The following is a 21,866-nucleotide window of genomic DNA, read 5'->3' on the forward strand; positions in this document are numbered from 1 at the left end:
GCGTCTCTGATTCACTCACGGACCGTGTAACGCCCAGATCCCCGAAGCGTCACCTGACCTGCAGAAAGAACTAAACTAGTTCAGTTAACGAGACGCTCTGCATGCCGTCGTCGAAAGGCACCGGTTCGAACGGTTCGCAGGTGAGGTCTACTACGAGGAGGTTCCGACACGGGCTGCCACGCTGCTGGAAACCATGGTGCTCCTGCGGCCGTTCGAGGATTACAACGGCATCATCGGCGCCGCGTGCGCCTGGACGTACATGGAGGATTCCGGCGAGGACATTGCGCCGCCCCCAGGCGCCATGTCGCAACTGGTACGCGATCTCCGTGAGAAGCGGACGGACCTGCTCGACGCCGCGCGGCGGCTGCGGAGCTGGAAGTCCTAGGAGTGGCGGCTCGCGCGGACAGTGACCGCGTGGGCCGCCGCGCGTAACGGGCCTATCGGGACAGTCGCTGTCCGATTCTTCCGTGGTGCTTGTGTTCATGGGCGGGGGCTCCATAGCGTGCTCGCGTTCGGATCCCGGACGCCCACCGGAAGGAAACCTCGCCATGATGTTTTCCCCGACAGGCCGCCACCGAGCCCCGCGTCGCCGCTGCGGCGCGGGGCGATTACTCACCCGCGCCTCGACCGCCGCGGCCACCCTCGCACTGCCGGTCGTCGGCGCGTCCGTCGCCTCCGCTGCGGACGGCGGGACGTACACCGTCGCCCCGGGGGACAGCCTCTCCGAGATCGCCGCGAAGCACGGGGTCAAGGGCGGCTGGACGAAGCTGTACGCGAGCAACCGCTCGGTGGTCGGCGGTGATCCCGACCTGATCAAGGCCGGTACGAAACTGAAGCTGAGCGGTACGGCCGCCACCCCACAGCGGCACACGTCCCGCTCCGCCGCCCGGTCCTCCGCGCGCGCCGCGGCCGGGGCCGAGGCCGTCCGGCCGGTCCGGGGCGGCACCCTCACCGCCGGGTTCGGGGCCGGCGGCAGCCACTGGGCGAACGGGCACACCGGGCAGGACTTCGCCGTACCGGTCGGCACCGCCGTGCGCGCCGCCCGCGGCGGGACCGTCGTCAAGGCCGGCTGGGGCGGCGCGTTCGGCTACGAGGTCGTCATCCGGCACCACAGCGGTTCGTACACGCAGTACGCCCATCTGTCGCAGATCCGGGTGCCGGTGGGGGCCACCGTCGGCGCCGGTGAGCGCATCGGGCGGTCCGGAGCCACCGGCAACGTCACCGGACCGCACCTGCACTTCGAGGTCCGGTCGACCCCCGCCTACGGGTCGGCCGTGGACCCGATGGCCTGGCTGCGCCGGCACGGCGCGTTCGACTGACCCGCGGGGAACGGCCGCGTCACCGCCTGCCCTTGCGGGCCGCCCGTACGTACTCCCGGTTCATCTTCGTGATGCTGAACAGCGGGATGCCCTTCGGGCAGGCGGTGGCGCACTCCCCGGTGAGGGTGCAGCCGCCGAAGCCCTCCTCGTCCATGGTGGCGACCATGTCCAGGACCCGCGTCTCGCGTTCGGGCGCGCCCTGCGGCAGGACGTTGAGGTGGTTGACCTTCGCCGAGGTGAACAGCATGGCCGACCCGTTCGGGCAGGCCGCCACGCACGCCCCGCACCCGATGCACTCGGCGTGCTCGAAGGCGGTGTCGGCGTCCGGCTTCGGCACGGGCGTGGCGTGGGCCTCGGGCGCGGCGCCGGTCGGCGCGGTGATGTAGCCGCCGGACTGGATGATCCGGTCGAAGGCGGAGCGGTCCACGACCAGGTCCCGTACGACGGGGAAGGCCGCCGCACGCCACGGCTCGACGTCGATCGTGTCGCCGTCCTGGAAGGACCGCATGTGCAGCTGGCAGCTGGTGGTGCGCTCCGGGCCGTGCGCCTCGCCGTTGATGACGAGGCTGCACGCGCCGCAGATGCCCTCACGGCAGTCGTGGTCGAAGGCGACCGGGTCGTCGCCCGCGAGGATCAGCTGCTCGTTGAGGGTGTCGAGCATCTCCAGGAAGGACATGTCGGGCGAGATGCCGTCCACGTCGTAGGTGGACATGCCGCCGTCGGCGTCGGCGTCGTGCTGTCGCCAGACGCGCAGGGTGAGCTTCATGCGTAGCTCCGCTGGGTGGGGTGGACGTACTCGAAGACCAGGTCTTCCTTGTGCAGGACGGGAGCGGCGCCGGTGCCGGTGAACTCCCAGGCGGCGGCGTAGGAGAACGCCTCGTCGCGGCGGGCGGCCTCGCCGTCCGGCGTCTGCGACTCCTCGCGGAAGTGGCCGCCGCAGGACTCTTCGCGGTGCAGCGCGTCCAGGCACATCAGCTCGGCCAGTTCCAGGTAGTCGACGATGCGGTTGGCCTTCTCCAGGGACTGGTTGAACTCCTCGCCGGTGCCCGGCACCTTGATGCGGCGCCAGAATTCCTCGCGGATCTGCGGGATGCGGTCGAGGGCCTTGCGCAGGCCGGTTTCCGTACGGGCCATGCCGCACAGCTCCCACATCAGCTCGCCCAGTTCGCGGTGGAAGGAGTCGGGGGTGCGGTCGCCGTCGACGGACAGGAGGAGGTTGAGCTGGTCCTCGACCTCTGCCACGGCCTCCTGGACGGCGGGGTGGCCGGCGGTGACCTCGTCGTGGTGCGGGTTGCGGGCCAGGTAGTCGTTGATCGTGGACGGCAGGACGAAGTAGCCGTCGGCCAGGCCCTGCATGAGGGCGGAGGCCCCGAGCCGGTTGGCGCCGTGGTCGGAGAAGTTGGCCTCCCCGATGGCGAACAGGCCGGGCACGGTGGTCTGGAGGTCGTAGTCGACCCACAGCCCGCCCATCGTGTAGTGCACCGCGGGGTAGATCCGCATCGGCACCTCGTACGGGTTCTCGGCGGTGATCCGCTCGTACATCTCGAAGAGGTTGCCGTACTTCTCCTCGACCGCCCTGCGGCCCATCCGGGCGATGGCGTCCGCGAAGTCCAGGTAGACGCCCTGGCCGCCGGGGCCCACGCCGCGCCCCTCGTCGCAGACGTTCTTGGCGGCCCGGGAGGCGATGTCGCGCGGGACGAGGTTGCCGAAGGAGGGGTAGATCCGCTCCAGGTAGTAGTCGCGCTCGTTCTCGGGGATCTCGGCGGGCGGGCGCCGGTCGCCCTTCGCCTTCGGCACCCAGATGCGGCCGTCGTTGCGCAGCGACTCGCTCATCAGCGTCAGCTTGGACTGGTGGTCGCCGGTGCGCGGGATGCAGGTGGGGTGGATCTGGGTGAAGCAGGGGTTGGCGAAGTACGCGCCGCGCCGGTGCGCCCGCCAGACCGCGGTGGCGTTGGAGTTCATGGCGTTCGTCGACAGGTAGAACACGTTGCCGTAGCCGCCGGTGGCGAGCACGACGGCGTCCGCGAAGTACGTGTCGATCCGACCGGTGATCAGGTCCCGGGCGACGATGCCGCGCGCCCGGCCGTCGATGACGAGCAGGTCCAGCATCTCGGTGCGCGGGTGCATCTCGACGTTGCCGGCCGCGATCTGCCGGGAGAGCGCCTGGTAGGCGCCGAGCAGCAGCTGCTGCCCGGTCTGGCCGCGGGCGTAGAACGTACGGGAGACCTGGACGCCGCCGAAGGAGCGGGTGTCGAGCAGGCCCCCGTACTCCCGGGCGAACGGCACGCCCTGCGCCACGCACTGGTCGATGATCTCCACGGAGATCTGCGCCAGCCGGTGCACATTGGACTCGCGTGCCCGGAAGTCGCCGCCCTTGACGGTGTCGTAGAACAGGCGGTGCACGGAGTCGCCGTCGTTGCGGTAGTTCTTGGCGGCGTTGATGCCGCCCTGCGCGGCGATCGAGTGGGCCCGGCGCGGCGAGTCCTGGTAGCAGAACTGCACGACGTGGTAACCCTGTTCGGCGAGCGTGGCGCCCGCGGAGCCGCCGGCCAGGCCGGTGCCGACGACGATGACGGTGTGCTTGCGGCGGTTGGCCGGGTTGACCAGCTTCGCCTGGAAGCGGCGGGTGTCCCAGCGCTCGGCGACCGGGCCCCCGGGCGCCTTGGTGTCGGCGACCGGCTCTCCGGTCGCGTACTCGGTGTACGGACGGTACTGGGTCATGGTCAGCTCACTGCTCCGGTCACGACGGCCACCGGTACGGCGACGAAGCCCGCCGTCAGCACCAGGGCGAGGAGGTTGGCGACGGTCTTGAGCGCGCGGTCGCGGGCGGCGCTGCCCACGCCCAGCGTCTGCGCGGCGCTCCAGAACCCGTGCCGGATGTGCAGGCCGAGGGCGAGCATCGCCACGATGTAGAGCGTGGTGACGGGCCAGCGGTCGAAGGACGCGATCAGGTTCTGGTACGGGTGTCCGGCCTCGGCGCGCGGGTTCACCGTCAGCGTCGTCAGGTCGAGGATGTGCCAGACGATGAACAGCGCGAGGATGACGCCGCCCCAGCGCATGGTGCGGGTGGCGTAGCTGGTGCGCGCCTTCTTGTGTACGTACTTGCTCGGCCGCGCCTTGATGTCGCGGCGGCTGAGCTGGAAGGCGGCCACCCCGTGCGTGATGACGGCGGCCAGCAGCACCACCCGTGCGATCCACAGGAACCACTCGTGGTGCAGGAAGGGTTCGCCGACGGTCCGCAGCCAGTGCGCGTAGCCGTTGAACTCGTCGGAACCGAAGAAGATCTTGAGGTTGCCCAGCATGTGCGCGACCAGGTACAGCAGCATCACCACGCCGCTGACCGCCATCGCGGTCTTCTTGCCGACGGTCGAGCGCCACAGCAGGCCCGCGAAGGACGGCCGTCGTTCCGTCCGGGTGTCCAGTGCCATGGGTCCCGACGGTAGGGACCGAGCGGCCCATCAGTCCAAGACATGGTACGGCTGATCTCCATAGGCTCTGCCTATCGACGCCTATCATCGGGGCCATGCAGCTCCAGCAGCTCCGCTACTTCGCGGCGGTCGCCGACACCCGCCACTTCACCCGCGCCGCCGAACGCGAGCACGTCGCACAGCCCTCGCTGTCCCAGCAGATCAAGGCCCTGGAGCGGGAGCTGGGCGCCGACCTGTTCCACCGGGCGCGCGGCCACATCACCCTCACCGACGCGGGCCGCACCCTGCTGCCGCTGGCCCGGCGCATCCTCGCCGACACCGAGACCGCGCGGCGCGAGGTGCAGGAGGTGGCGCAGCTGCGGCGCGGGCGGCTGCGGCTCGGCGCGCCGCCCAGTCTGTGCGCGAGCCTGGTCCCGGACGTCCTGAGCATCTTCCACGCCGCCTACCCGGGCGTGGAACTGGTCGTCCACGAGGACGGCTCGCAGGACCTGGTCCGCGTGCTGGCGGACGGCGCGCTCGACCTCGCCCTGATCATCACGCCGCTCCCGGAACAGGCCCCGGCGCTGGCCACCGCCGAACTGCTGCGGGAGGAACTGGTCGTGGTCTCCGCCCCGGACCGCCCGACCCCGGTGGGGCGGGGGCGCCGGATGCGCGTCGAGGACCTGCAGGGCCACCCGCTGGCGATGTTCCGGCGCGGCTACGACCTGCGGGAGTTCACCGTGGCGGCGTGCCGGGCGGCCGGTTTCGAGCCGGTCTTCACCGTCGAGGGCGGCGAGATGGACGCGGTGCTGGGGTTCGTCCGCGCCGGACTGGGCGTCGCGGTGGTGCCCAGCATGGTCGCCGCACGTTCCGGACTGCGCGTCACCCGCTTCGCCACCCCCGCCATGCACCGGGTGGTCTCGGTGGCCCACCGGGGGGACGTCTCGCCGCCGCGGGCCGCCCGCGAACTCCGGCGCATCCTGATGGCGCACCTCGGGCTGGAGGCGCCCGGCGGCCTCGACGGGGCGGAACGGACGCGGTGAGCACCCGGAGGACGGCGGGCCCGTGCCGAAGGCCCGGCGGGCTTACAGACCGAGCTTCGCCTCCAGCACCCTGGCCGTCGCGTCCTTGTCCCCGTCCAGCTCGACGCGGGCCGCCTGCTGCCGGCCGTAGACGAACAGCAGCAGCTCGCCCGGCTCGCCGGTGGCCGTGACGACGGGGGTGCCGCGGTGGCCCACCGCGGTCTGGCCGTTGGGGCGGCGCAGCACCAGCCCCACCGGCGACCTGCGCCCCAGCAGCCGCGCCATCTTCTCCAGCCGCGACCACAGCGCGTCCGAGAAGACCGGATCCAGCTCGCGCGGCGTCCAGTCCGGCTGCGCCCGCCGGACGTCCTCGGCGTGGATGTAGAACTCGACGGTGTTCGACGCCTCGTCGATCTGCTTCAGCGCGAACGGCGACATCCGGGGCGGGCCGGTCCGGATGAGCCGCAGCAGCTCGTCGTACGGCTTCTCGGCGAACTCCCGCTGCACCCGCTCCAGGCGGCTCGCCAGCGGCTTGAGGAGCAGGCCCCCGGCCGCGTCCGCGCGCCGCTCGCGCACCACCACGTGGGCGGCGAGATCCCGGGTGGTCCAGCCCTCGCACAGCGTCGGCGCGTCGGGCCCGGCGCCCTCCAGCAGGTCCGCCAGAAGCAGCCGTTCACGGTTCGCATGGGTCGACATGCGCCCAGCCTACGACCGGGGACCGGCGGGTGCCACGGTGCCGCGCGCCCGTCCGCACCGGGGCGCCGGGATCGCGTCACCTGGGGGCGCCGCGGCCGTACGCCGTCAGCTCCGCAGCAGCAGGACGGCGGCGACCAGCAGTCCGGCGACGAAGACCGCGAGCAGCACCACCGACGCGACCTTCGCCGTGCGATCGGCGTCCGGAGGCGGCGGCTGGCGGGTCATGGGTGCAGCATGCCGTACGCCACCCGGTCCGCGTGCGCCGCCGGGGAGGCACCGTCCGCGTGCGGCGCCGGAAAAGCACCGCCTGCGTACGGGTGCGCCGGGGAAGCCCCCGGCGCACCCGGCCCGCCCCGTACCCGGGCAGCGGCGGCGGACCCGCGCCGCGGCGCACGGCACAATGGAGCCATGAGCAGCCGCGTCCTGGATTCCCAGCTCGACCCCGCCGTCGCCGCCCGCCTCAAGCGGGACGCCGACGGCCTGGTCCCCGCCATCGCCCAGCAGTACGACACCGGCGAGGTGCTGATGCTCGGCTGGATGGACGACGAGGCGCTGCACCGCACGCTCACCACCGGCCGCTGCACGTACTGGAGCCGCAGCCGCCAGGAGTACTGGGTCAAGGGCGACACGTCCGGACACGTCCAGCACGTGAAGTCCGTCGCCCTGGACTGCGACGCGGACACGATCCTGGTCAAGGTCGACCAGACCGGCGCGGCCTGTCACACCGGCGCCCGTACCTGCTTCGATGCGGATGTGCTCCTGGAAGGGCAGTAGGCTCCGCGCCATGACCTCGGGAACCACCGGCACCGCCACACCGGACCTGGAGAACTTCCGTACGCTCGCGAAGGACCGCCGGGTCATCCCCGTCACCCGGCGCCTGCTCGCCGACGGCGACACCCCGGTGGGCCTCTACCGCAAGCTGGCCGCCGAACGCCCGGGCACCTTCCTGCTCGAATCGGCCGAGAACGGCCGCACCTGGTCCCGTTATTCGTTCATCGGCGTCCGCAGCGCCGCCACCCTGACCGTGCGCGACGGCCAGGCGCACTGGCTGGGCACCCCGCCGGTCGGCGTGCCCACCTCGGGCGACCCGCTCGCCGCGCTGCGCGCCACGGTCGAGGCGCTGCACACCCCGGCGACCTCGCGCGGCGCGGGCGGCGCCCCCACCCGCGACCTGTTCGAGGGCCAGGGCCTGCCGCCCTTCACCGGCGGCATGGTCGGCTACCTCGGCTACGACATCGTGCGCCGGCTGGAGAAGATCGGCGACAGCACCGCGGACGACCTCGGACTGCCCGAGCTGACCATGCTGCTCACCTCCGACCTGGCCGTACTGGACCACTGGAACGGCACGGTCCTGCTGATCGCCAACGCCATCAACCACAACGACCTGGAGACGGGCGTGGACGAGGCGTACGCGGACGCCGTGGCCCGCCTGGACGCCATGGCCTACGACCTGGCCCGCCCGGCCCCCGCCGGCGCCTCGGCCCTGCCGCCCTCCGAACTGCCCCCGTACACCGCGAAGTGGGGCGGAAAGTCGTACCAGGAGGCGGTCGAGACCATCAAGGAGCGCATCCGGGCCGGCGACGCCTTCCAGGTCGTACCGTCCCAGCGGTTCGAAACCGCCTGTACCGCCTCGGCGTTGGACGTCTACCGGGTGCTGCGGGCCACCAACCCCAGCCCGTACATGTACCTGCTCCGCTTCGAGGACGGCGTCGACGTGGTCGGCTCCAGCCCGGAGGCACTGGTCAAGGTCGAGAACGGGCAGGCCACGCTGCACCCGATCGCGGGCACCCGGCCGCGCGGCGCGACCGTGCCCGAGGACCAGGCGCTCGCCGACGAGCTGATGGCCGACCCCAAGGAACGTGCCGAGCACCTGATGCTCGTCGACCTCGGCCGCAACGACCTGGGCCGGGTCTGCGAACCCGGCAGCGTCGAGGTCGTCGACTTCATGTCCGTCGAGCGCTACAGCCACGTCATGCACATCGTCTCCACGGTGACCGGGCGGCTGGCGCCCGGCCGCACCGCCTTCGACGTGCTCACCGCCTGCTTCCCCGCGGGCACCCTCTCCGGCGCGCCCAAGCCGCGCGCGATGCAGATCATCGAGGAGCTGGAGCCGAGCCGGCGCGGCCTGTACGGCGGCTGCGTCGGCTACCTGGACTTCGCCGGCGACTCCGACACCGCCATCGCCATCCGCACCGCGCTGCTGCGGGACGGCACGGCGTACGTCCAGGCGGGCGCGGGCGTCGTCGCGGACTCCGACCCGGTGGCGGAGGACACGGAGTGCCGCAACAAGGCGGCGGCCGTGCTGCGGGCGGTGCACACCGCCAACGGGCTGGGAGTCTGAGCCGGGGGCGGGGGTACCGCGGGCGGCGGGCGGACGCGCCGCCTCCGTACAGTGGTAGGCGTGACTGCCGTAGACCACCCCCGCACCGGCGCGACCGCATCCGCGTCGGCTCCGCCGGCCAAGCCCGCGCGCCGCGCGAAGAGCCTGGCGTTCGCGCTGCTCTCCGGCGCGGCCGGCGCAGCCGTCGTCCTGCTGGCCTCCGGCCGCACCTGGGCCACGGCGACCGCCGTCGTCGCCCAGGGGCGGCTGCCGCAGACCGCGTCGGGCCAGGACGTGACGGGCGTGCCCGGCGCGCTCGCCATCGTCGGCCTCGCCGCCCTGGTCGCCCTCTTCGCGGTGCGCGGGGCGGGCCGGACGGCGGTCGCCGCGCTGCTCACCCTCAGCGGCCTGGGCACCGTCGTCAGCGCGTACCTGGGCATCTCCGACACCGCGGCGCTGCGCGAGAAGGCCGCCACCGCCACCGGACTGTCCGACGCCGGCGTGCAGGACGTCTCGCACACCTTCTGGCCCTGGGCCGCGGTCGTCGGCGGCCTCCTGCTGCTGGTCGCCGGGGTGCTGGCGCTGCTGTACGGGCGGCACTGGCCCGCGATGTCCGGGCGCTACGAGCGCGCCGGGGCGGCCCCCCGCGGCCCGCGCCGCTCGGCCTCCGCCGACCCGGACCGGCCGGAGGAGATGTGGAAGTCCCTGGACCGCGGTGAGGACCCGACCCGGTAGTGGCCGCCCCCCGGCCATCGGGGACAATGGACGCGAGGGATCACCGCGCCCCGACCCGGGCGCGAAAAAGCTACGAGGAGCACTCATGTCGAGCAGTGGCCACGGACACACTCCCGCCGCCTGGACCGGCGTCATCATCTCGTTCATCGGCTTCTGCGTCGCCGGCGCCTTCACCGTGCTGGCGAACGTGCCCGGGTTCTGGGCCGGCATCGTCCTGATCGGCCTGGGCGCCGTGGTGGGCGGCGTGATGAGCGCGGCCGGCATGGGCCAGTCGGGCAAGAAGGGCACGACGGCACGTGCCCAGGCCAAGGCCCGGCCCCAGGAGGGCTGAGTCCCTGCCGGGCCCGGCCCGGATCCTGTGACGGCGCGGCTTTCCGGCCCGTACGCGTGAGGTGCCCGGCACCACCCGTACGGCGGCCGGGGGGACGCGCCGTTTCCTGTGGGGCGGGGGAGAAGCCCGGGCGGCCCCCCCGGATGGCCGCCCATAAGCTGCGCCGTTGCCCGTACGGCGGCACCATCGGCACCGTGAGTGAACCGGTGGGCCCGGTCAGTGGGCCAGTTCCCGTACCCGGTCCGGTCCGGCGGCTGCGGGCACCGCTCGGCACCCTGGCGGCCGTCGTCGCCGCCTTCGCCTACGTGGGCGCCGTCGATCCCCACGAACCCGGCCACTACCCGGTGTGCCCCCTCCGCGACCTCACCGGCGTCTTCTGCCCGGCCTGCGGCGGACTGCGCAGCGCGCACGCCGTCGCGCACGGCGACCTGGCCGCGGCCGCCGGTGCGAACCTCCTCGCGGTCGTCGGTTATGCCGCCTTCGCCCTGTTCTGGGGAGTCTGGATCGTCCGGGCCGCGCGCGGCCTCTCCACGGCAGGGCCGCGGCTGCGAGCGGCCCACTGGTGGGCGCTGGGCGGGCTGCTGCTCGTCTTCACGGTGGTCCGCAACCTGCCGTTCGGCGCGGTGCTGACTCCGTAGAGCGGTGCGGGGCGCGGTGGCGCGCTGCGATACGGCGCCGACTGCGTGGACCGGTACGGCGCGGGTGGCGTGGGTGGTGCGGTCCGGTACGGCGCGGGCGGTCGCGGGGCCGGGCCGGGGAGGGGCGGCCTCCGTTTTCCGGGCCGTGGCGGGACGGTGTCCAGGGGCCCGGTGAGGCGCCTGGTCTGGGCGTGGCGAAGCCGCTTGCCGGGGCCGACAGAACGTCGCTGACCTGCTGTTTTCCGGTCGCTCCCGGACTCCGCCCGTCCACCTGGTGGGACCGTCGTCAACCGGATGTGAGACCTTTGCCCCTCGCCGGATACCATCGGAGAGCCTGACAGGGCGACACTGGTCCAGAAGGCGACTGTCACCCTCCACCGCTCAAGAAGGAGGCCGCTCGCGTGAGTGTGCTCGACGAGATCATCGAGGGAGTCCGCGCCGACCTCGCCGAGCGGCAGGCGCGCGTCGGCCTCGACGAGCTCAAGGAGCGGGCCCTCAAGGCGCGCCCGGCCCAGGACGGCGTCGCGGCCCTCAAGGGTGACAGCGTCACGGTGATCTGCGAGGTCAAGCGCTCCAGCCCGTCCAAGGGCGCACTCGCCGCCATCGCCGACCCGGCGGGGCTCGCCGCCGACTACGAGGCGGGCGGCGCGGCCGTCATCTCCGTACTGACCGAGCAGCGTAAGTTCGGCGGCTCGCTCGCCGACCTGGAGGCCGTACGGGCCCGGGTCGACATCCCCGTCCTGCGCAAGGACTTCATCGTCACCGCCTACCAGCTGTGGGAGGCCCGTGCGTACGGCGCCGACCTGGCGCTGCTGATCGTCTCCGCGCTGGAGCAGGAGGCGCTGGTCTCGCTCATCGAGCGCGCCGAGTCGATCGGCCTGACGCCGCTGGTCGAGGTGCACGACGAGGAGGAGGTCCAGCGCGCCGTGGACGCGGGCGCGCGGATCATCGGGGTCAACGCCCGCAACCTGAAGACCCTTGAGGTCGACCGCGGGAACTTCGCGCGGATCGCGCCGGAGATCCCCGACCACATCGTCAAGATCGCCGAGTCCGGTGTGCGCGGGCCGCACGACCTGATCGCCTACGCCAACGAGGGCGCCGACGCGGTGCTGGTGGGCGAGTCGCTGGTCACCGGCAAGGACCCGAAGACCGCCGTCGCCGACCTGGTCGCGGCCGGTTCGCACCCCGCCATCCGGCACGGACGGGGCTGACGTCCTCCCATGGCCTCCGCCCGCCTCCACCGCCCCGGCCCGGGACCGCTCCCGGGCGCGGCCGGCGTGCTCGCCGCGGCCGGTGCCGCGCGTGATCCGCACGCGGCGCTGGGGCGCGGGTGCCGGCCGCGCGGCTGCCGCGCGCCGGCGCGCCGGGTGCGCGGGCGGCGGGTCAGGTATCACATCGGCGCGGAGCCGGGCCAGATCAACGGCCGGCGATGGCGTCGTAACGGCGCGCTGTAGCCGCTCCTTGCCGGGTGCGGGTGATTGATCCCCTCGTGGGGCTTCCGTCCGTTCCGTCCCCGGCGTCGGCTCGTTCACGCCGTGTCGGCCTGTGTGCCGTTCCGTCCCGCTCCCTGCCGTCCCGGCGGGGTGTCCCGAACGGTCCGCCCACCGGCCGTGGCGTGCGCAGCGCTCCCGCAGCCCCGCCTTCCCCGCCACCTCGCCGTACGCGTGGTACGTGCGCTGTGCGCACTACCTGCGATACGCGCGTGACATGCGAAGGGGTTCACCGGGCCCGTGGGGCGCACCGCACACCGTGATGCCCGTATATCCATACTTCCGGGGCACCTGCCCCGATCGAGGAGTACGTCGGATGTCTTCTGAATTCTTCATCCCGGACCCGGAGGGTCAGGTCCCCAGCGCCGGAGGGTACTTCGGCGCCTTCGGCGGCAAGTTCATCCCCGAGGCGCTGGTCGCCGCGGTGGACGAGGTGGCCGCCGAGTACGAGAAGGCCAAGGCGGACCCGGCCTTCGCCGCCGAGCTGAACGACCTGATGGTCAACTACACCGGGCGGCCCAGCGCCCTGACCGAGGTGCCGCGGTTCGCCGAACACGCCGGCGGCGCCCGGGTCTTCCTCAAGCGCGAGGACCTGAACCACACCGGCTCGCACAAGATCAACAACGTGCTGGGGCAGGCGCTGCTCACCAAGCGCATGGGCAAGACCCGCGTCATCGCCGAGACCGGCGCGGGCCAGCACGGCGTGGCCACCGCCACCGCCTGCGCCCTGTTCGGCCTCGAATGCACCATCTACATGGGCGAGGTCGACACCGAGCGGCAGGCCCTGAACGTCGCCCGGATGCGGATGCTCGGCGCCGAGGTCATCGCCGTGAAGTCCGGCAGCCGCACCCTCAAGGACGCCATCAACGAGGCGTTCCGGGACTGGGTCGCCAACGTCGACCGCACCCACTACCTGTTCGGCACGGTCGCCGGACCGCACCCCTTCCCGGCCCTGGTCCGCGACTTCCACCGGGTCATCGGCGTCGAAGCGCGCCGGCAGCTCCTGGAGCGCACCGGACGCCTCCCGGACGCCGCGGTGGCCTGTGTCGGCGGCGGTTCCAACGCCATCGGCCTGTTCCACGCGTTCCTCGCGGACGCCTCCGTACGGCTGATCGGCTGCGAGCCCGGCGGCCACGGCGTCGAGACCGGCGAGCACGCCGCCACCCTCACCGAGGGCACCCCCGGCATCCTGCACGGCTCCCGCTCCTACGTCCTCCAGGACGAGGACGGCCAGATCACCGAGCCGTACTCGATCTCCGCCGGCCTGGACTACCCCGGCATCGGCCCGGAGCACTCCTACCTCAAGGACACCGGCCGCGGCGAATACCGGGCCGTCACCGACGACGCGGCGATGCAGGCGCTGCGGCTGCTGTCGCGGACCGAGGGCATCATCCCGGCGATCGAGAGCGCCCACGCGCTGGCGGGCGCGCTGGAGATCGGCCGCGAACTGGGCGAGGACGGGCTGATCCTGGTCAACCTGTCCGGACGCGGCGACAAGGACATGGACACCGCGGCCCGCTACTTCGGGCTGTACGGGGCCCCCGCCGACGCCACGGTGGAGGCCGACGACACCGACGCCACGGACACCGCGCTCGGCGCGCACGACGAGGGGAGCAAGTGATGGCGGGCAACGTCGGACTGCTCAGCAGCACCCTGGCCGCGGCCAGGGCGGAGAACCGGGCCGCGCTGGTCGGGTACCTGCCGGCCGGCTTCCCGACCGTGGACGGCGGCGTACGGGCGGTCTCGGCGATGATCGAGGGCGGCTGCGACATCGTCGAGGTCGGGCTGCCGCACAGCGACCCGGTCCTGGACGGTCCGGTCATCCAGACCGCCGACGACATCGCGCTGCGCGGCGGCGTCAAGATCAAGGACGTCATCCGTACGGTCGGCGAGGTACACGCCGCGACCGGTGCGCCGGTGCTGTGCATGACGTACTGGAATCCGGTGGACGCGTACGGGGTCGAGCGCTTCGCCGCCGACCTGGCCGCCGCGGGCGGGGCCGGGTGCATCCTGCCCGACCTGCCGGTGGAGGAGTCCGGGGTATGGCGCGCGGCAGCCGAACAGCACGGTCTGGCCACCGTGTTCGTGGTCGCGCCGAGCAGCCGGGACGCACGCCTGGCGAAGATCACCGAGGCGGGCAGCGGGTTTGTGTACGCGGCCTCGCTGATGGGCGTCACGGGCACCCGCGAGTCGGTCGGCCGCGAGGCGCAGGACCTGGTGCGGCGCACCCGCGCCACCACCGATCTGCCGGTCTGCGTCGGCCTCGGCGTCTCGAACGCCGAACAGGCCGCCGAGGTCGCGCAGTTCGCGGACGGCGTCATCGTCGGGTCGGCCTTCGTCAAGCGGCTGCTGGACGCCGGTGACGACCTGGAAGCCGGCCTCGCGGGCGTCCGCGAGCTGGCCGGCGACCTGGCGGCGGGCGTGCGCAAGCGCGGCTGACGTACGGGGTCCACGGCGTGGGGACTCCGGCGCCGGCCGGGGCACGTGTCCCTCGTTAGGACGAAGAACGCGGCGGAGGGGTGCGAGGGCACCCCTCCGCTTCGTTGTTCAGGGGCGTGAGCGAGAACAATCAAGACAAAAAGAGCAGCGCCCGTGAGCGGCTCCAGGCCCAGCGCGCGAAGGAGAAGGCCCGCGAGCGCCGCGGCCGGCAGCTGAAGGTCGCCGGAGCGGTGGTGGCGGTGCTGGTCGTCGCCGGTGGCATCGGCGTGTGGGCGGCCTCCTCGGGGGACGATTCGGGCGGCGGCAAGGTGGCCCTGCCCAAGGGCGCCCAGGACAGCGACAAGCCCGCGGTGCCCGTCGGCAAGAAGGAGGCCCCGTCCACGCTCACGGTGTGGGAGGACTTCCGCTGCCCCGCGTGTGCCCAGTTCGAGAAGGGCTTCCGCGACGCCATCCACGAGCTGGAGGACGCCGGACAGCTCAAGAGCGACTACCACCTGGCGACGATCATCGACGGCAGCATGGGCGGCAAGGGGTCGGTCACCGCCGCCAACGCCGCGCTCTGCGCCCAGGACGCGGGCCGCTTCCGCGAGTACCACGACGTGCTGTACGAGAACCAGCCGCCGGAGCAGCAGGACCGGTTCGCTGACAAGAAGTACCTGATCCAGCTGGCCGGAAAGGTAAACGGGCTGGTCAGCGACACCTTCACCCAGTGCGTCGACAAGGGCACGTACACGGACTTCGTCTACAAGTCCAACACCGCCTTCACCAACTCCGGTTACCGGGGCACCCCGACGGTCCTGCTGAACGGCAAGAACCTCGCGGAGGAGAAGAACCTCACCCCCGACGGGCTCAAGCAGAAGGTGCGGGACGCGGCCAAGGACAAGAAGGCGGGCGGCGGGTCGTCCGGCGACAAGCCGTCCGGTGCGCAGTCCGGCAGCGGGGCGGCGAAGAGCGGGCCGGCGGGCGTCTCGGCGGGCAGCGCGGCCGGGCACTCCGCGGGCGCGGGCACCACCGCAGGGGCGGGCCACAGCGCCGGGGCCGGACAGGGCGCCGGAACCGGACACGGGACCGGGCACGGGACCGGGCACGGTGCCGGAGACGTGGCCGGGGCCGGTACGGGACACAGCGCCGGGGCCGGTGCCGGGCACTAGGGCGGGAGCGCGGAGGGCCGGGCCCCCGCACCCGTGACGGGCGGGGGTGAGGGGATGATGTGGCTGCCGGGCCCGGTAGGGCAGCGGCTTTGCCCGTTCGCGTAACCGACCGCCGACAGTGACGGTCGTTACACAGCCGTAGCCGGGTGGGTTGTCGCCGTGCCCACCTGGCGCGGTAGCGTCATCCCTGCCATGGACCTCGCATTCATTCCCAGCCCCTCGACGGGTGTCGTACACCTCGGCCCGATCCCCCTGCGCGGCTACGCCTTCTGCATCATCATCGGCGTCTTCGTCGGCGTCTGGCTCGGCAACAAGCGCTGGATCCAGCGCGGCGGCCGCTCCGGGACGGTCGCGGACATCGCCGTGTGGGCCGTGCCCTTCGGGCTCGTCGGAGGCCGCCTCTACCACGTCATCACGACGTACGAGCCGTACTTCGGCAAGGGCGGCCACCCCCTGAACGCCTTCAAGGTCTGGGAAGGCGGCCTCGGAATCTGGGGTGCCGTCGTGCTCGGCGCGGTGGGTGCCTGGATCGGCTGCCGCCGGCGCGGCATCCCGCTGCCCGCGTACATGGACGCGCTGGCGCCGGGCCTCGCGCTGGGCCAGGCGATCGGCCGGTGGGGCAACTGGTTCAACCAGGAGCTGTACGGCCGCGCCACCGACCTCCCGTGGGCGCTGAAGATCAGCGACGACCCGTCCATCGGCCGGGTCGGCGGCACCTACCACCCGACGTTCCTGTACGAGTCGCTCTGGTGCATCGGTGTCGCGCTGCTCGTGATCTGGGCGGACAAGCGCTTCAAGCTGGGACACGGGCGGGCGTTCGCGCTGTACGTGGCGTCCTACTGCGCCGGCCGCGCCTGGATCGAGTACATGCGGGTCGACGAGGCCCACCACATCCTGGGCCTGCGCCTGAACGTGTGGACCGCGCTCATCGGCCTCGTCCTGTCCATCGTCTACATCGTCGTCTCCGCGAAGAAGGTGCCGGGACGCGAAGAGGTCGTCGAGCCGGGAGCGCAGGACGCGGCCGAGGACGGCGCCGACGCGACGAAGGACGGCACGGGCGCCGAGCGCGCGGAGGAGAAGAGCCGCAAGGAGGCCAAGACTCCCAAGGCCGCGGGCAGCGGCGAGGAGACTGCCGCGAAGGGCGCCGCGAAGCTGACGAAGGACGCCGGGTCCGGGAGCCGGAGCGGCAAGGAGTCCTGACGCACGGCGGCGTACCGCCCGACCTGCACGGAGGCCGTCCGGACCCAGCGGGGTCCGGGCGGCCTCCGCCGTGTCCGGCGGGCTCATCGGCCGTCCCCGTACCGGGGCCGGCGGGCCGCCAGCGCGAGGGTCCGGCGGGCGTCGGCGACCACCGCCGGATCGACGAAGCGGCCGTCCGGCAGGGCACAGGCACCGGGCTGACCGGCCGCCGCCCGCACCGTCTCCCCGGCCCGCTCGACCTCTTCGGGGGTGGGCAGATAGGCCCGCTCGATCACCGGCAGCTGGCGCGGATGCAGCGCGGCCCGGCCGAGGAAGCCCAGGGCCCGGCCGCGCGCGCAGGAGGCCGCCAGTGCCCCCGTGTCGCGCAGGTCGGGGAACACCGACTGCGGCGGGGGCGGCAGCCCGGCCGCGCGGGCGGCGACGACCGTACGGCCGCGGGCCCAGCCGAGCCCGTCCTCGTCCCGTACGCCCAGCTCGGCCCGCAGATCGGCCTCGCCGAGGGAGATCCCGCACAGGGCCGGATGCGCGGTGGCGACGGCGAAGGCGTGCTCCACGCCGAGGGCGGATTCGAGGAGGGCGTACAGCGGTGGCACCTCTTCCGGGCGCCCGGAGCCGGCCGCGGCGGCCCAGGCCGCGGCACGGCCGATGTCGGCGGCCCCGCTCACCTTGGGCAGCCGGAGCCCGGCCAGCCCGGGCAGTGCCGCCAGCATCCGGATCTCCGTCGCGGAGCGTGGACCGGTGAGCGCGTTCACCCGGACATGGAGGGCCGGGGCCGGAGCGGGGCCGACCGGTCGTGGTGCGGCGAGCAACTCGGCGGTGGCCCGCAGGGCGTAGGACTTGCGGTCGGCGGCCACCGCGTCCTCCAGGTCGATCACCACCGCGTCGGCCCCGGAGGCCAGCGCCTTGGCGACCACCGCGGGACGGTCTCCGGGCACGTACAGCCAGGTCAGGGGCGGTACGGCGGCAGGAGACGCGGCCGGCGACGCGGTGGCCGTCATACGGCACCGGCCGCACGCAGCGCGGCGATCCGTGCCGGGGACAGGCCGAGCAGACCGGACAGCACCGCGTCCGTGTCCGCGCCGTGCGGGCGGCCCGCCCAGCGGATGGCGCCGGGTGTCGCCGAGAGGCGGAAGAGGACGTTCTGCATCCGGACCGTGCCCAGCTCGTCGTCCGGCACTTCGGTGATCGAATCCAGCGCCCGGTACTGCTCGTTCTCCATCACCCCGCGGATGTCGCAGACCGGCGCCACCGCCGCCTCGGCCCGCTCGAACGCGGCCACCACCTCGTCCCGGCCGTGGCGCGCTATCCAGCCGCCCACCGCCGCGTCCAGCTCGTCGGCGTGCCGGGCCCGCCCCGCACCGGTCGCGAACCACGGTTCGGAGATGAACTCCGGGCGGCCGACCAGGCGCAGCAGCCGCTCCGCCACCGACCGGGTGGCGGCGGAGACGGCCAGCCAGGTGCCGTCGGCGGTGCGGTAGGTGTTGCGCGGCGCGCTGTTGGCGGAGCGGTTGCCGGTACGCGGCTGGACATGGCCGAGCTGGTCGTACCAGAGGGGCTGCGCGCCGAGGACGGTCAGCATCGGCTCGATGATCGCCAGGTCCACGACCTGCCCCCGGCCGGTGGCCGCGCGCCCGTGCAGCGCGGCCATGACGGCGTACGCGGTGGTCAGCGCGGCGACGGAATCCGCGAGCCCGAAGGGCGGCAGCGTCGGGGGGCCGTCCGGCTCGCCGGTGAGCGCGGCGAATCCGCTCATCGCCTCGGCGAGGGTGCCGAAGCCGGGGCGGTGGGCGTACGGCCCGAACTGGCCGAACCCGGTGACCCGGGCCAGCACCAGCCCCGGATCGGCGGCGGCCAGCTCCGCCGGGCCCAGACCCCACTTCTCCAGGGTGCCGGGCCGGAAGTTCTCGATCACCACATCGGCGGTCGCGGCCAGGCCGAGGAGAACGTCCCGGCCGCCCGGGGTGGCGAGGTCGGCGGTGACGGTCTTCTTGTTGCGGCCGAGCAGTTTCCACCACAGCCCGACGCCGTCCTTGGCGGGGCCGTGCCCGCGTGACGGGTCGGGCCGCCGCGGGTGTTCGACCTTGATGACCTCGGCCCCGAAGTCCCCGAGCAGCGTGGCGGCGAGCGGCCCGGCGAACAGCGTGGCCAGGTCGAGCACCCGCAGCCCCGCGAGGGGACCGGGAACGGGATCAGCCGGGGCGGAGGAGGTGGAGGGAGGAGTGCTCTCGGACGGTTGTTGCTGCATGGTGTGCCTCGCTGTTCGGAACTGGGTGGGTGCCTCGCTGTACGGAACTGGTGGGAGCCGGGCCGGGGAGGGAAGCGGTCAGCGGCCGTCACCTCCTGGTGATGGGCGGGCGTCTTCTGCCGATGGGTGGGTGCCTTCTGGCGATGGTCGGGCGCCTCCTCGTGAGGGACGGGCGCCGTGGCCGACGGCCAGTTCCGTGGTCCGCTCCGCGAGGGCGTCGAAGCCGATGCCGTTCAGATCGCTGACCGTGGTGGTGAGCCGGTTGCGGAGCGGCGCGGTCCAGCGGGCGGGCAGGGCCTCCGGCGCGCCCGCGAGGAGACCGGCGAGCGAACCGGCCGTCGCGCCGTTGGAGTCGGTGTCCCACCCACCGGACACCACCCGGCACACGGAGCCGGTGAAGGAGCCGTCCGCGTGGGTGAGGGCGGCGGCGAGCAGGGCCGCGTTCGGGAGGACGTGCACCCAGTGGTGGTGTCCGTACGCCCGGTGGAGCCGGTCGACGACATCCGCGAAACCGGCGTCCGACCCGGTGGGTTCGGCGCGTGCCGCCTCGATGCCGGACCGTACCGCGCGGGCCAGACGGGACCGTTCCGGTACGACGGCGAGCCCGGCCCGCAGACAGCCGTGCACGTCGGTGTGGCCGCCCGCCGCCGCGGCGATGGCGGCCGCCGCGAACATCTCGCCGTACACGCCGTTGGCGGTGTGGGTGAGCGTCGCGTCCCGCCAGGCGGCCTCCGCGGCGCCGCCCGGATCGCCCGGGCGGGTCCAGCCGAAGACGTCCGCCCGGATCAGCGCGCCGATCCACTCCCGGAAGGGGTTGCGGTGGGTCGCCGTGTGCGGCGGCTCGATGCCGTCAAGGAGGTTGCGGTAGGCCACCCGCTCCGCGGTGAACGTCCGCCCGGCGGGCAGCTCGTCGAGCCAGAGCCGGGCCACGTCGGCGGTGCGGAAGCCGTGGCCGTGGCGCTGGAGGAGGAGCAGTCCGAGCACGGGGTGGTCGAGGTCGTCGTCCTCGGGCATGCCGTCGATGTTCTCGGCGAGCGAGGTGGTGCCGCTGCGGCCGTGCCACGGATACCGGGCGGCGACGGCGGGGTCCAGACCGGCTTCCGTGAACCACTCGCGCAGCGGCCAGTTGCCGGTGGCGCGGGCGAGGGCCCGGATTCCGGCGAGCGGCAGCGTCTCGACCGGCTTGCCGAGCAGACACCCGGCCGCCCGCCCCAGCCACGCGGCCTCCAGGCGGGGACGCAGCGATCCGGGCGCGGGCAGGGGACCGGGCACGGCCGGCCAGGCGGGGCAGGCCGCCTTGATCGCGGGGAGGTCGGTGGGCTCGTCATCGGCCAACGGGGAGGGGAGCGCGGCGAGTTCGTCCAGCAGCTGGACGGCCAGAGCGCGCAGGTACGGGGTCGCCGGGCGCGGGGAGGCACCGGCCCGGTCGGGGGCCGGGTGGCCGCCCGCCGCGCGCCAGCGGTTCTCCACGGACGAGGCGTCGCGCCCGTCCTCGGCGGCCTGCCGCAGTTCGTGTCCGATCAGGTCCTCGGGCTGCACCCAGGTCAGACGCAGCGCCGCGGGCCGCTGGTCCGGGGACTCGGCCGGCTGCCGGCGGGCCATCACACACCCCCGATCGCGGCGAAGGCGTGCTCATGGTCGAGCCGTCGCCGTCGGTCCCGGGCGAAGACCTCGCGGGCGACCTGGGCGAGGGCCGTGCCCGGCGTGCGCAGGTCGAGCCGGCTCGCCCGGGAGACCTCCGCGCCCCAGTCCCCGGGGACGGCACGCTCGCCGTGCAGGGCCCCCGCGACCGCGCCGCCCATGGTGGCGATCGAGTCGCAGTCGCGGCCGTAGTTGACCGAGCCCAGCACCGTACGGCGGAAGTCGCCCGCGCCGACGAGCAACATGCCCAGGGCGATGGGCAGTTCCTCGATCGCGTGCAGCCGGGAGGGACGCCGGGCGCCGAGGGAGGGCTCGCGGTAGGCGGGACCGACGGTGTCGAAGGGCGCGACGGCCGTACGCAGCGGCTTCAGCGCGGACTCGAAGTCCGTGTACCGTCCGGCCACCGTGCAGACGGCCTCTATGGCGGCGCGTGTCCCGTCCTTGGCGAGACCCAGCACGTCCTCGACGACGGAGGCGGGTGTGGCCCGTGGCTTGAAGGCGGCGGCCACCGCGGCCGCGAAGACGCCCGCGGCCTCCCGCCCGTACGAGGACTGGTGGGCACCGGCGATGTCCACGGCCTCCGCGTAAGCGCCTGCGGGGTGACCGGCGTTGACGATGCCGACCGGGGCCATGTACATCGCGGCACCGCAGTTGACGATGTTGCCGACGCCGGCCTCGCGCGGATCGACGTGCCCGTAGTGCAGCCGGGTCACGAGCCACTTCTCGGCGAGGAAGAGGCGGTGCAGCGGAAGTGCCTCGGCCTCCAGCTCGGGGATCCAGCGGGGCGCGCCGATCAGGTCGGGCACCAGGTGCTCGGCGACGGCGTAGGCGTCCAGGTGGTCGCGGACCTTCTCGTAGACCCGTACCAGCGCATGGGTCATGAGGGTGTCGTCGGTGACGTGCCCGTCGCCCTTGTGGTACGGCGCGAGGGGCCGCGCGGTGCGCCAGTCCTCGTGGAAGGGGCCGACGATGCCGGTGACGCGGCCGCCGTGCCGGGCCACGATCTGCTCCGGGGTGCAGCCCTCGACGGGACCGCCGAGGGCGTCGCCGACGGCGGCACCGAGCAGACAGCCGACCGCGCGGTCGTCCAGAGCGGGGCCGGCGGGCGCTGAGTCGGCGGGGGCGGAACCGGTGGGCGCCGGGGCGGCGGGCGCCGGGCGGGCGGCTGCCGGGCCGGGCGTGGGCTCACTCGGCCGGTCCGGTCGTGGGGTGGGGGGGACGGGTTGGGGCAT

At 73.5% G+C, this 21,866-nt stretch carries 22 protein-coding genes; 14 read left to right on the forward strand and 8 right to left on the reverse strand.

The genetic code is table 11. The annotated features are described in order from the left end of the window. Positions 1–193: 193 nt before the first annotated feature. Together ACH4FX_RS15420 and ACH4FX_RS15425 are read left to right on the forward strand one after the other, a co-directional pair. Positions 194–385: a hypothetical protein gene (locus ACH4FX_RS15420; RefSeq protein WP_398479023.1), complete on the forward strand. Its 192-nt coding sequence runs from the start codon at positions 194–196 to the stop codon at positions 383–385. Positions 386–548: 163 nt separating this feature from the next. Next, a complete protein-coding gene (locus ACH4FX_RS15425; protein ID WP_398479025.1) occupies positions 549–1,319 on the forward strand; it encodes a LysM peptidoglycan-binding domain-containing M23 family metallopeptidase in 771 nt (256 codons plus the stop codon). Positions 1,320–1,338: 19 nt separating this feature from the next. Here the strand turns inward: ACH4FX_RS15425 and ACH4FX_RS15430 are convergent, their stop codons facing one another. The 3 genes from ACH4FX_RS15430 to ACH4FX_RS15440 are packed head-to-tail and all read right to left on the reverse strand — an operon-like array spanning position 1,339 to position 4,747. After that, on the reverse strand, positions 1,339–2,085 hold the full coding sequence (locus ACH4FX_RS15430) for a succinate dehydrogenase/fumarate reductase iron-sulfur subunit (RefSeq protein ID WP_398479026.1): 747 nt from the start codon (positions 2,083–2,085) through the stop codon (positions 1,339–1,341). After that, the gene (locus ACH4FX_RS15435) at positions 2,082–4,040 is read right to left on the reverse strand and encodes a fumarate reductase/succinate dehydrogenase flavoprotein subunit (protein ID WP_398479028.1); all 1,959 of its coding nucleotides are present in this window, start codon (positions 4,038–4,040) and stop codon (positions 2,082–2,084) included. The genes ACH4FX_RS15430 and ACH4FX_RS15435 overlap by 4 nt, the downstream gene beginning before the upstream one ends. A 2-nt stretch (positions 4,041–4,042) precedes the next feature. Beyond that, positions 4,043–4,747, reverse strand: a complete 705-nt coding sequence (locus ACH4FX_RS15440; protein ID WP_398479030.1) for a succinate dehydrogenase cytochrome b subunit — start codon at positions 4,745–4,747, stop codon at positions 4,043–4,045. A gap of 95 nt (positions 4,748–4,842) precedes the next feature. Here ACH4FX_RS15440 and ACH4FX_RS15445 point away from each other — a divergent pair, with 95 nt between their 5' ends. Further along, positions 4,843–5,769 (forward strand): LysR family transcriptional regulator, encoded by a 927-nt coding sequence (locus ACH4FX_RS15445; protein WP_398479032.1) that lies wholly within the window; start codon positions 4,843–4,845, stop codon positions 5,767–5,769. Positions 5,770–5,811: 42 nt separating this feature from the next. Here the strand turns inward: ACH4FX_RS15445 and ACH4FX_RS15450 are convergent, their stop codons facing one another. Continuing rightward, complete coding sequence (locus ACH4FX_RS15450; protein WP_398479034.1) at positions 5,812–6,444, reverse strand: TIGR03085 family metal-binding protein; 633 nt, start codon at positions 6,442–6,444, stop codon at positions 5,812–5,814. Between the two features lie 408 nt (positions 6,445–6,852). On the opposite strand from ACH4FX_RS15450, the gene hisI reads away from it, so the two are divergent. From hisI to lgt, 11 genes are all read left to right on the forward strand, one after another. Then, positions 6,853–7,218, forward strand: a complete 366-nt coding sequence (gene hisI, locus ACH4FX_RS15455; RefSeq protein WP_398479036.1) for a phosphoribosyl-AMP cyclohydrolase — start codon at positions 6,853–6,855, stop codon at positions 7,216–7,218. Between the two features lie 10 nt (positions 7,219–7,228). Continuing rightward, positions 7,229–8,785 carry an anthranilate synthase component I gene (locus ACH4FX_RS15460; RefSeq protein WP_398479038.1) on the forward strand — a complete coding sequence of 519 codons (1,557 nt, stop codon included), beginning with the start codon at positions 7,229–7,231 and terminating at the stop codon, positions 8,783–8,785. A gap of 60 nt (positions 8,786–8,845) precedes the next feature. After that, positions 8,846–9,499, forward strand: coding sequence for a TIGR02234 family membrane protein (locus ACH4FX_RS15465; RefSeq protein ID WP_398479040.1), 654 nt, complete (start codon positions 8,846–8,848; stop codon positions 9,497–9,499). An 85-nt stretch (positions 9,500–9,584) separates the two neighbouring features. Continuing rightward, positions 9,585–9,830 (forward strand): HGxxPAAW family protein, encoded by a 246-nt coding sequence (locus ACH4FX_RS15470; protein ID WP_398479042.1) that lies wholly within the window; start codon positions 9,585–9,587, stop codon positions 9,828–9,830. Between the two features lie 194 nt (positions 9,831–10,024). After that, on the forward strand, positions 10,025–10,468 hold the full coding sequence (locus tag ACH4FX_RS15475; protein ID WP_398479043.1) for a DUF2752 domain-containing protein: 444 nt from the start codon (positions 10,025–10,027) through the stop codon (positions 10,466–10,468). Positions 10,469–10,869: 401 nt separating this feature from the next. Beyond that, entirely contained in the window at positions 10,870–11,679 is an 810-nt protein-coding gene (gene trpC / locus ACH4FX_RS15480; RefSeq protein WP_398479045.1) for an indole-3-glycerol phosphate synthase TrpC, read from the forward strand. A gap of 9 nt (positions 11,680–11,688) precedes the next feature. After that, positions 11,689–11,922 carry a tryptophan biosynthesis modulator TrpM gene (gene trpM / locus ACH4FX_RS15485; RefSeq protein WP_398479047.1) on the forward strand — a complete coding sequence of 78 codons (234 nt, stop codon included), beginning with the start codon at positions 11,689–11,691 and terminating at the stop codon, positions 11,920–11,922. A 352-nt stretch (positions 11,923–12,274) separates the two neighbouring features. Next, positions 12,275–13,579 (forward strand): tryptophan synthase subunit beta, encoded by a 1,305-nt coding sequence (gene trpB, locus ACH4FX_RS15490; protein ID WP_398479049.1) that lies wholly within the window; start codon positions 12,275–12,277, stop codon positions 13,577–13,579. Next, positions 13,579–14,397, forward strand: coding sequence for a tryptophan synthase subunit alpha (gene trpA, locus ACH4FX_RS15495; RefSeq protein ID WP_398479051.1), 819 nt, complete (start codon positions 13,579–13,581; stop codon positions 14,395–14,397). Before trpB ends, trpA begins: the two co-directional genes overlap by 1 nt. A 116-nt stretch (positions 14,398–14,513) precedes the next feature. Beyond that, complete coding sequence (locus ACH4FX_RS15500; RefSeq protein ID WP_398479053.1) at positions 14,514–15,548, forward strand: DsbA family protein; 1,035 nt, start codon at positions 14,514–14,516, stop codon at positions 15,546–15,548. A gap of 192 nt (positions 15,549–15,740) precedes the next feature. After that, complete coding sequence (gene lgt / locus ACH4FX_RS15505) at positions 15,741–16,748, forward strand: prolipoprotein diacylglyceryl transferase (RefSeq protein ID WP_398479055.1); 1,008 nt, start codon at positions 15,741–15,743, stop codon at positions 16,746–16,748. Positions 16,749–16,831: 83 nt separating this feature from the next. Here lgt and ACH4FX_RS15510 read toward each other — a convergent pair whose 3' ends face one another. The 4 genes from ACH4FX_RS15510 to ACH4FX_RS15525 all read right to left on the reverse strand — a co-directional run bounded on the left by ACH4FX_RS15510 (position 16,832) and on the right by ACH4FX_RS15525 (position 21,866). Next, a complete protein-coding gene (locus ACH4FX_RS15510) occupies positions 16,832–17,746 on the reverse strand; it encodes an HpcH/HpaI aldolase/citrate lyase family protein (protein ID WP_398479057.1) in 915 nt (304 codons plus the stop codon). After that, positions 17,743–18,993 carry a CaiB/BaiF CoA transferase family protein gene (locus ACH4FX_RS15515; protein WP_398479059.1) on the reverse strand — a complete coding sequence of 417 codons (1,251 nt, stop codon included), beginning with the start codon at positions 18,991–18,993 and terminating at the stop codon, positions 17,743–17,745. The genes ACH4FX_RS15510 and ACH4FX_RS15515 overlap by 4 nt, the downstream gene beginning before the upstream one ends. 78 nt (positions 18,994–19,071) lie before the next feature. Beyond that, positions 19,072–20,595: an ADP-ribosylglycohydrolase family protein gene (locus ACH4FX_RS15520; RefSeq protein ID WP_398479061.1), complete on the reverse strand. Its 1,524-nt coding sequence runs from the start codon at positions 20,593–20,595 to the stop codon at positions 19,072–19,074. Then, positions 20,595–21,866, reverse strand: coding sequence for an ADP-ribosylglycohydrolase family protein (locus ACH4FX_RS15525; RefSeq protein WP_398479063.1), 1,272 nt, complete (start codon positions 21,864–21,866; stop codon positions 20,595–20,597). Before ACH4FX_RS15525 ends, ACH4FX_RS15520 begins: the two co-directional genes overlap by 1 nt.

The organism is Streptomyces sp. NPDC018019 (genome assembly GCF_044327805.1).
Lineage (GTDB): Bacteria > Actinomycetota > Actinomycetes > Streptomycetales > Streptomycetaceae > Streptomyces.

What these genes read in the sequence shown, in the direction of transcription:
- ACH4FX_RS15420 (WP_398479023.1), top strand. Translation starts at nt 194, where the DNA reads ATGGTGCTCCTGCGGCCGTTCGAGGATTACAACGGCATCATCGGCGCC.
- ACH4FX_RS15425 (WP_398479025.1), top strand. Translation starts at nt 549, where the DNA reads ATGATGTTTTCCCCGACAGGCCGCCACCGAGCCCCGCGTCGCCGCTGC.
- ACH4FX_RS15430 (WP_398479026.1), bottom strand. Translation starts at nt 2,085, where the DNA reads ATGAAGCTCACCCTGCGCGTCTGGCGACAGCACGACGCCGACGCCGAC.
- ACH4FX_RS15435 (WP_398479028.1), bottom strand. Translation starts at nt 4,040, where the DNA reads ATGACCCAGTACCGTCCGTACACCGAGTACGCGACCGGAGAGCCGGTC.
- ACH4FX_RS15440 (WP_398479030.1), bottom strand. Translation starts at nt 4,747, where the DNA reads ATGGCACTGGACACCCGGACGGAACGACGGCCGTCCTTCGCGGGCCTG.
- ACH4FX_RS15445 (WP_398479032.1), top strand. Translation starts at nt 4,843, where the DNA reads ATGCAGCTCCAGCAGCTCCGCTACTTCGCGGCGGTCGCCGACACCCGC.
- ACH4FX_RS15450 (WP_398479034.1), bottom strand. Translation starts at nt 6,444, where the DNA reads ATGTCGACCCATGCGAACCGTGAACGGCTGCTTCTGGCGGACCTGCTG.
- hisI (WP_398479036.1), top strand. Translation starts at nt 6,853, where the DNA reads ATGAGCAGCCGCGTCCTGGATTCCCAGCTCGACCCCGCCGTCGCCGCC.
- ACH4FX_RS15460 (WP_398479038.1), top strand. Translation starts at nt 7,229, where the DNA reads ATGACCTCGGGAACCACCGGCACCGCCACACCGGACCTGGAGAACTTC.
- ACH4FX_RS15470 (WP_398479042.1), top strand. Translation starts at nt 9,585, where the DNA reads ATGTCGAGCAGTGGCCACGGACACACTCCCGCCGCCTGGACCGGCGTC.
- trpM (WP_398479047.1), top strand. Translation starts at nt 11,689, where the DNA reads ATGGCCTCCGCCCGCCTCCACCGCCCCGGCCCGGGACCGCTCCCGGGC.
- trpB (WP_398479049.1), top strand. Translation starts at nt 12,275, where the DNA reads ATGTCTTCTGAATTCTTCATCCCGGACCCGGAGGGTCAGGTCCCCAGC.
- trpA (WP_398479051.1), top strand. Translation starts at nt 13,579, where the DNA reads ATGGCGGGCAACGTCGGACTGCTCAGCAGCACCCTGGCCGCGGCCAGG.
- lgt (WP_398479055.1), top strand. Translation starts at nt 15,741, where the DNA reads ATGGACCTCGCATTCATTCCCAGCCCCTCGACGGGTGTCGTACACCTC.
- ACH4FX_RS15510 (WP_398479057.1), bottom strand. Translation starts at nt 17,746, where the DNA reads ATGACGGCCACCGCGTCGCCGGCCGCGTCTCCTGCCGCCGTACCGCCC.
- ACH4FX_RS15515 (WP_398479059.1), bottom strand. Translation starts at nt 18,993, where the DNA reads ATGCAGCAACAACCGTCCGAGAGCACTCCTCCCTCCACCTCCTCCGCC.
- ACH4FX_RS15520 (WP_398479061.1), bottom strand. Translation starts at nt 20,595, where the DNA reads ATGGCCCGCCGGCAGCCGGCCGAGTCCCCGGACCAGCGGCCCGCGGCG.
- ACH4FX_RS15525 (WP_398479063.1), bottom strand. Translation starts at nt 21,866, where the DNA reads ATGCCCCAACCCGTCCCCCCCACCCCACGACCGGACCGGCCGAGTGAG.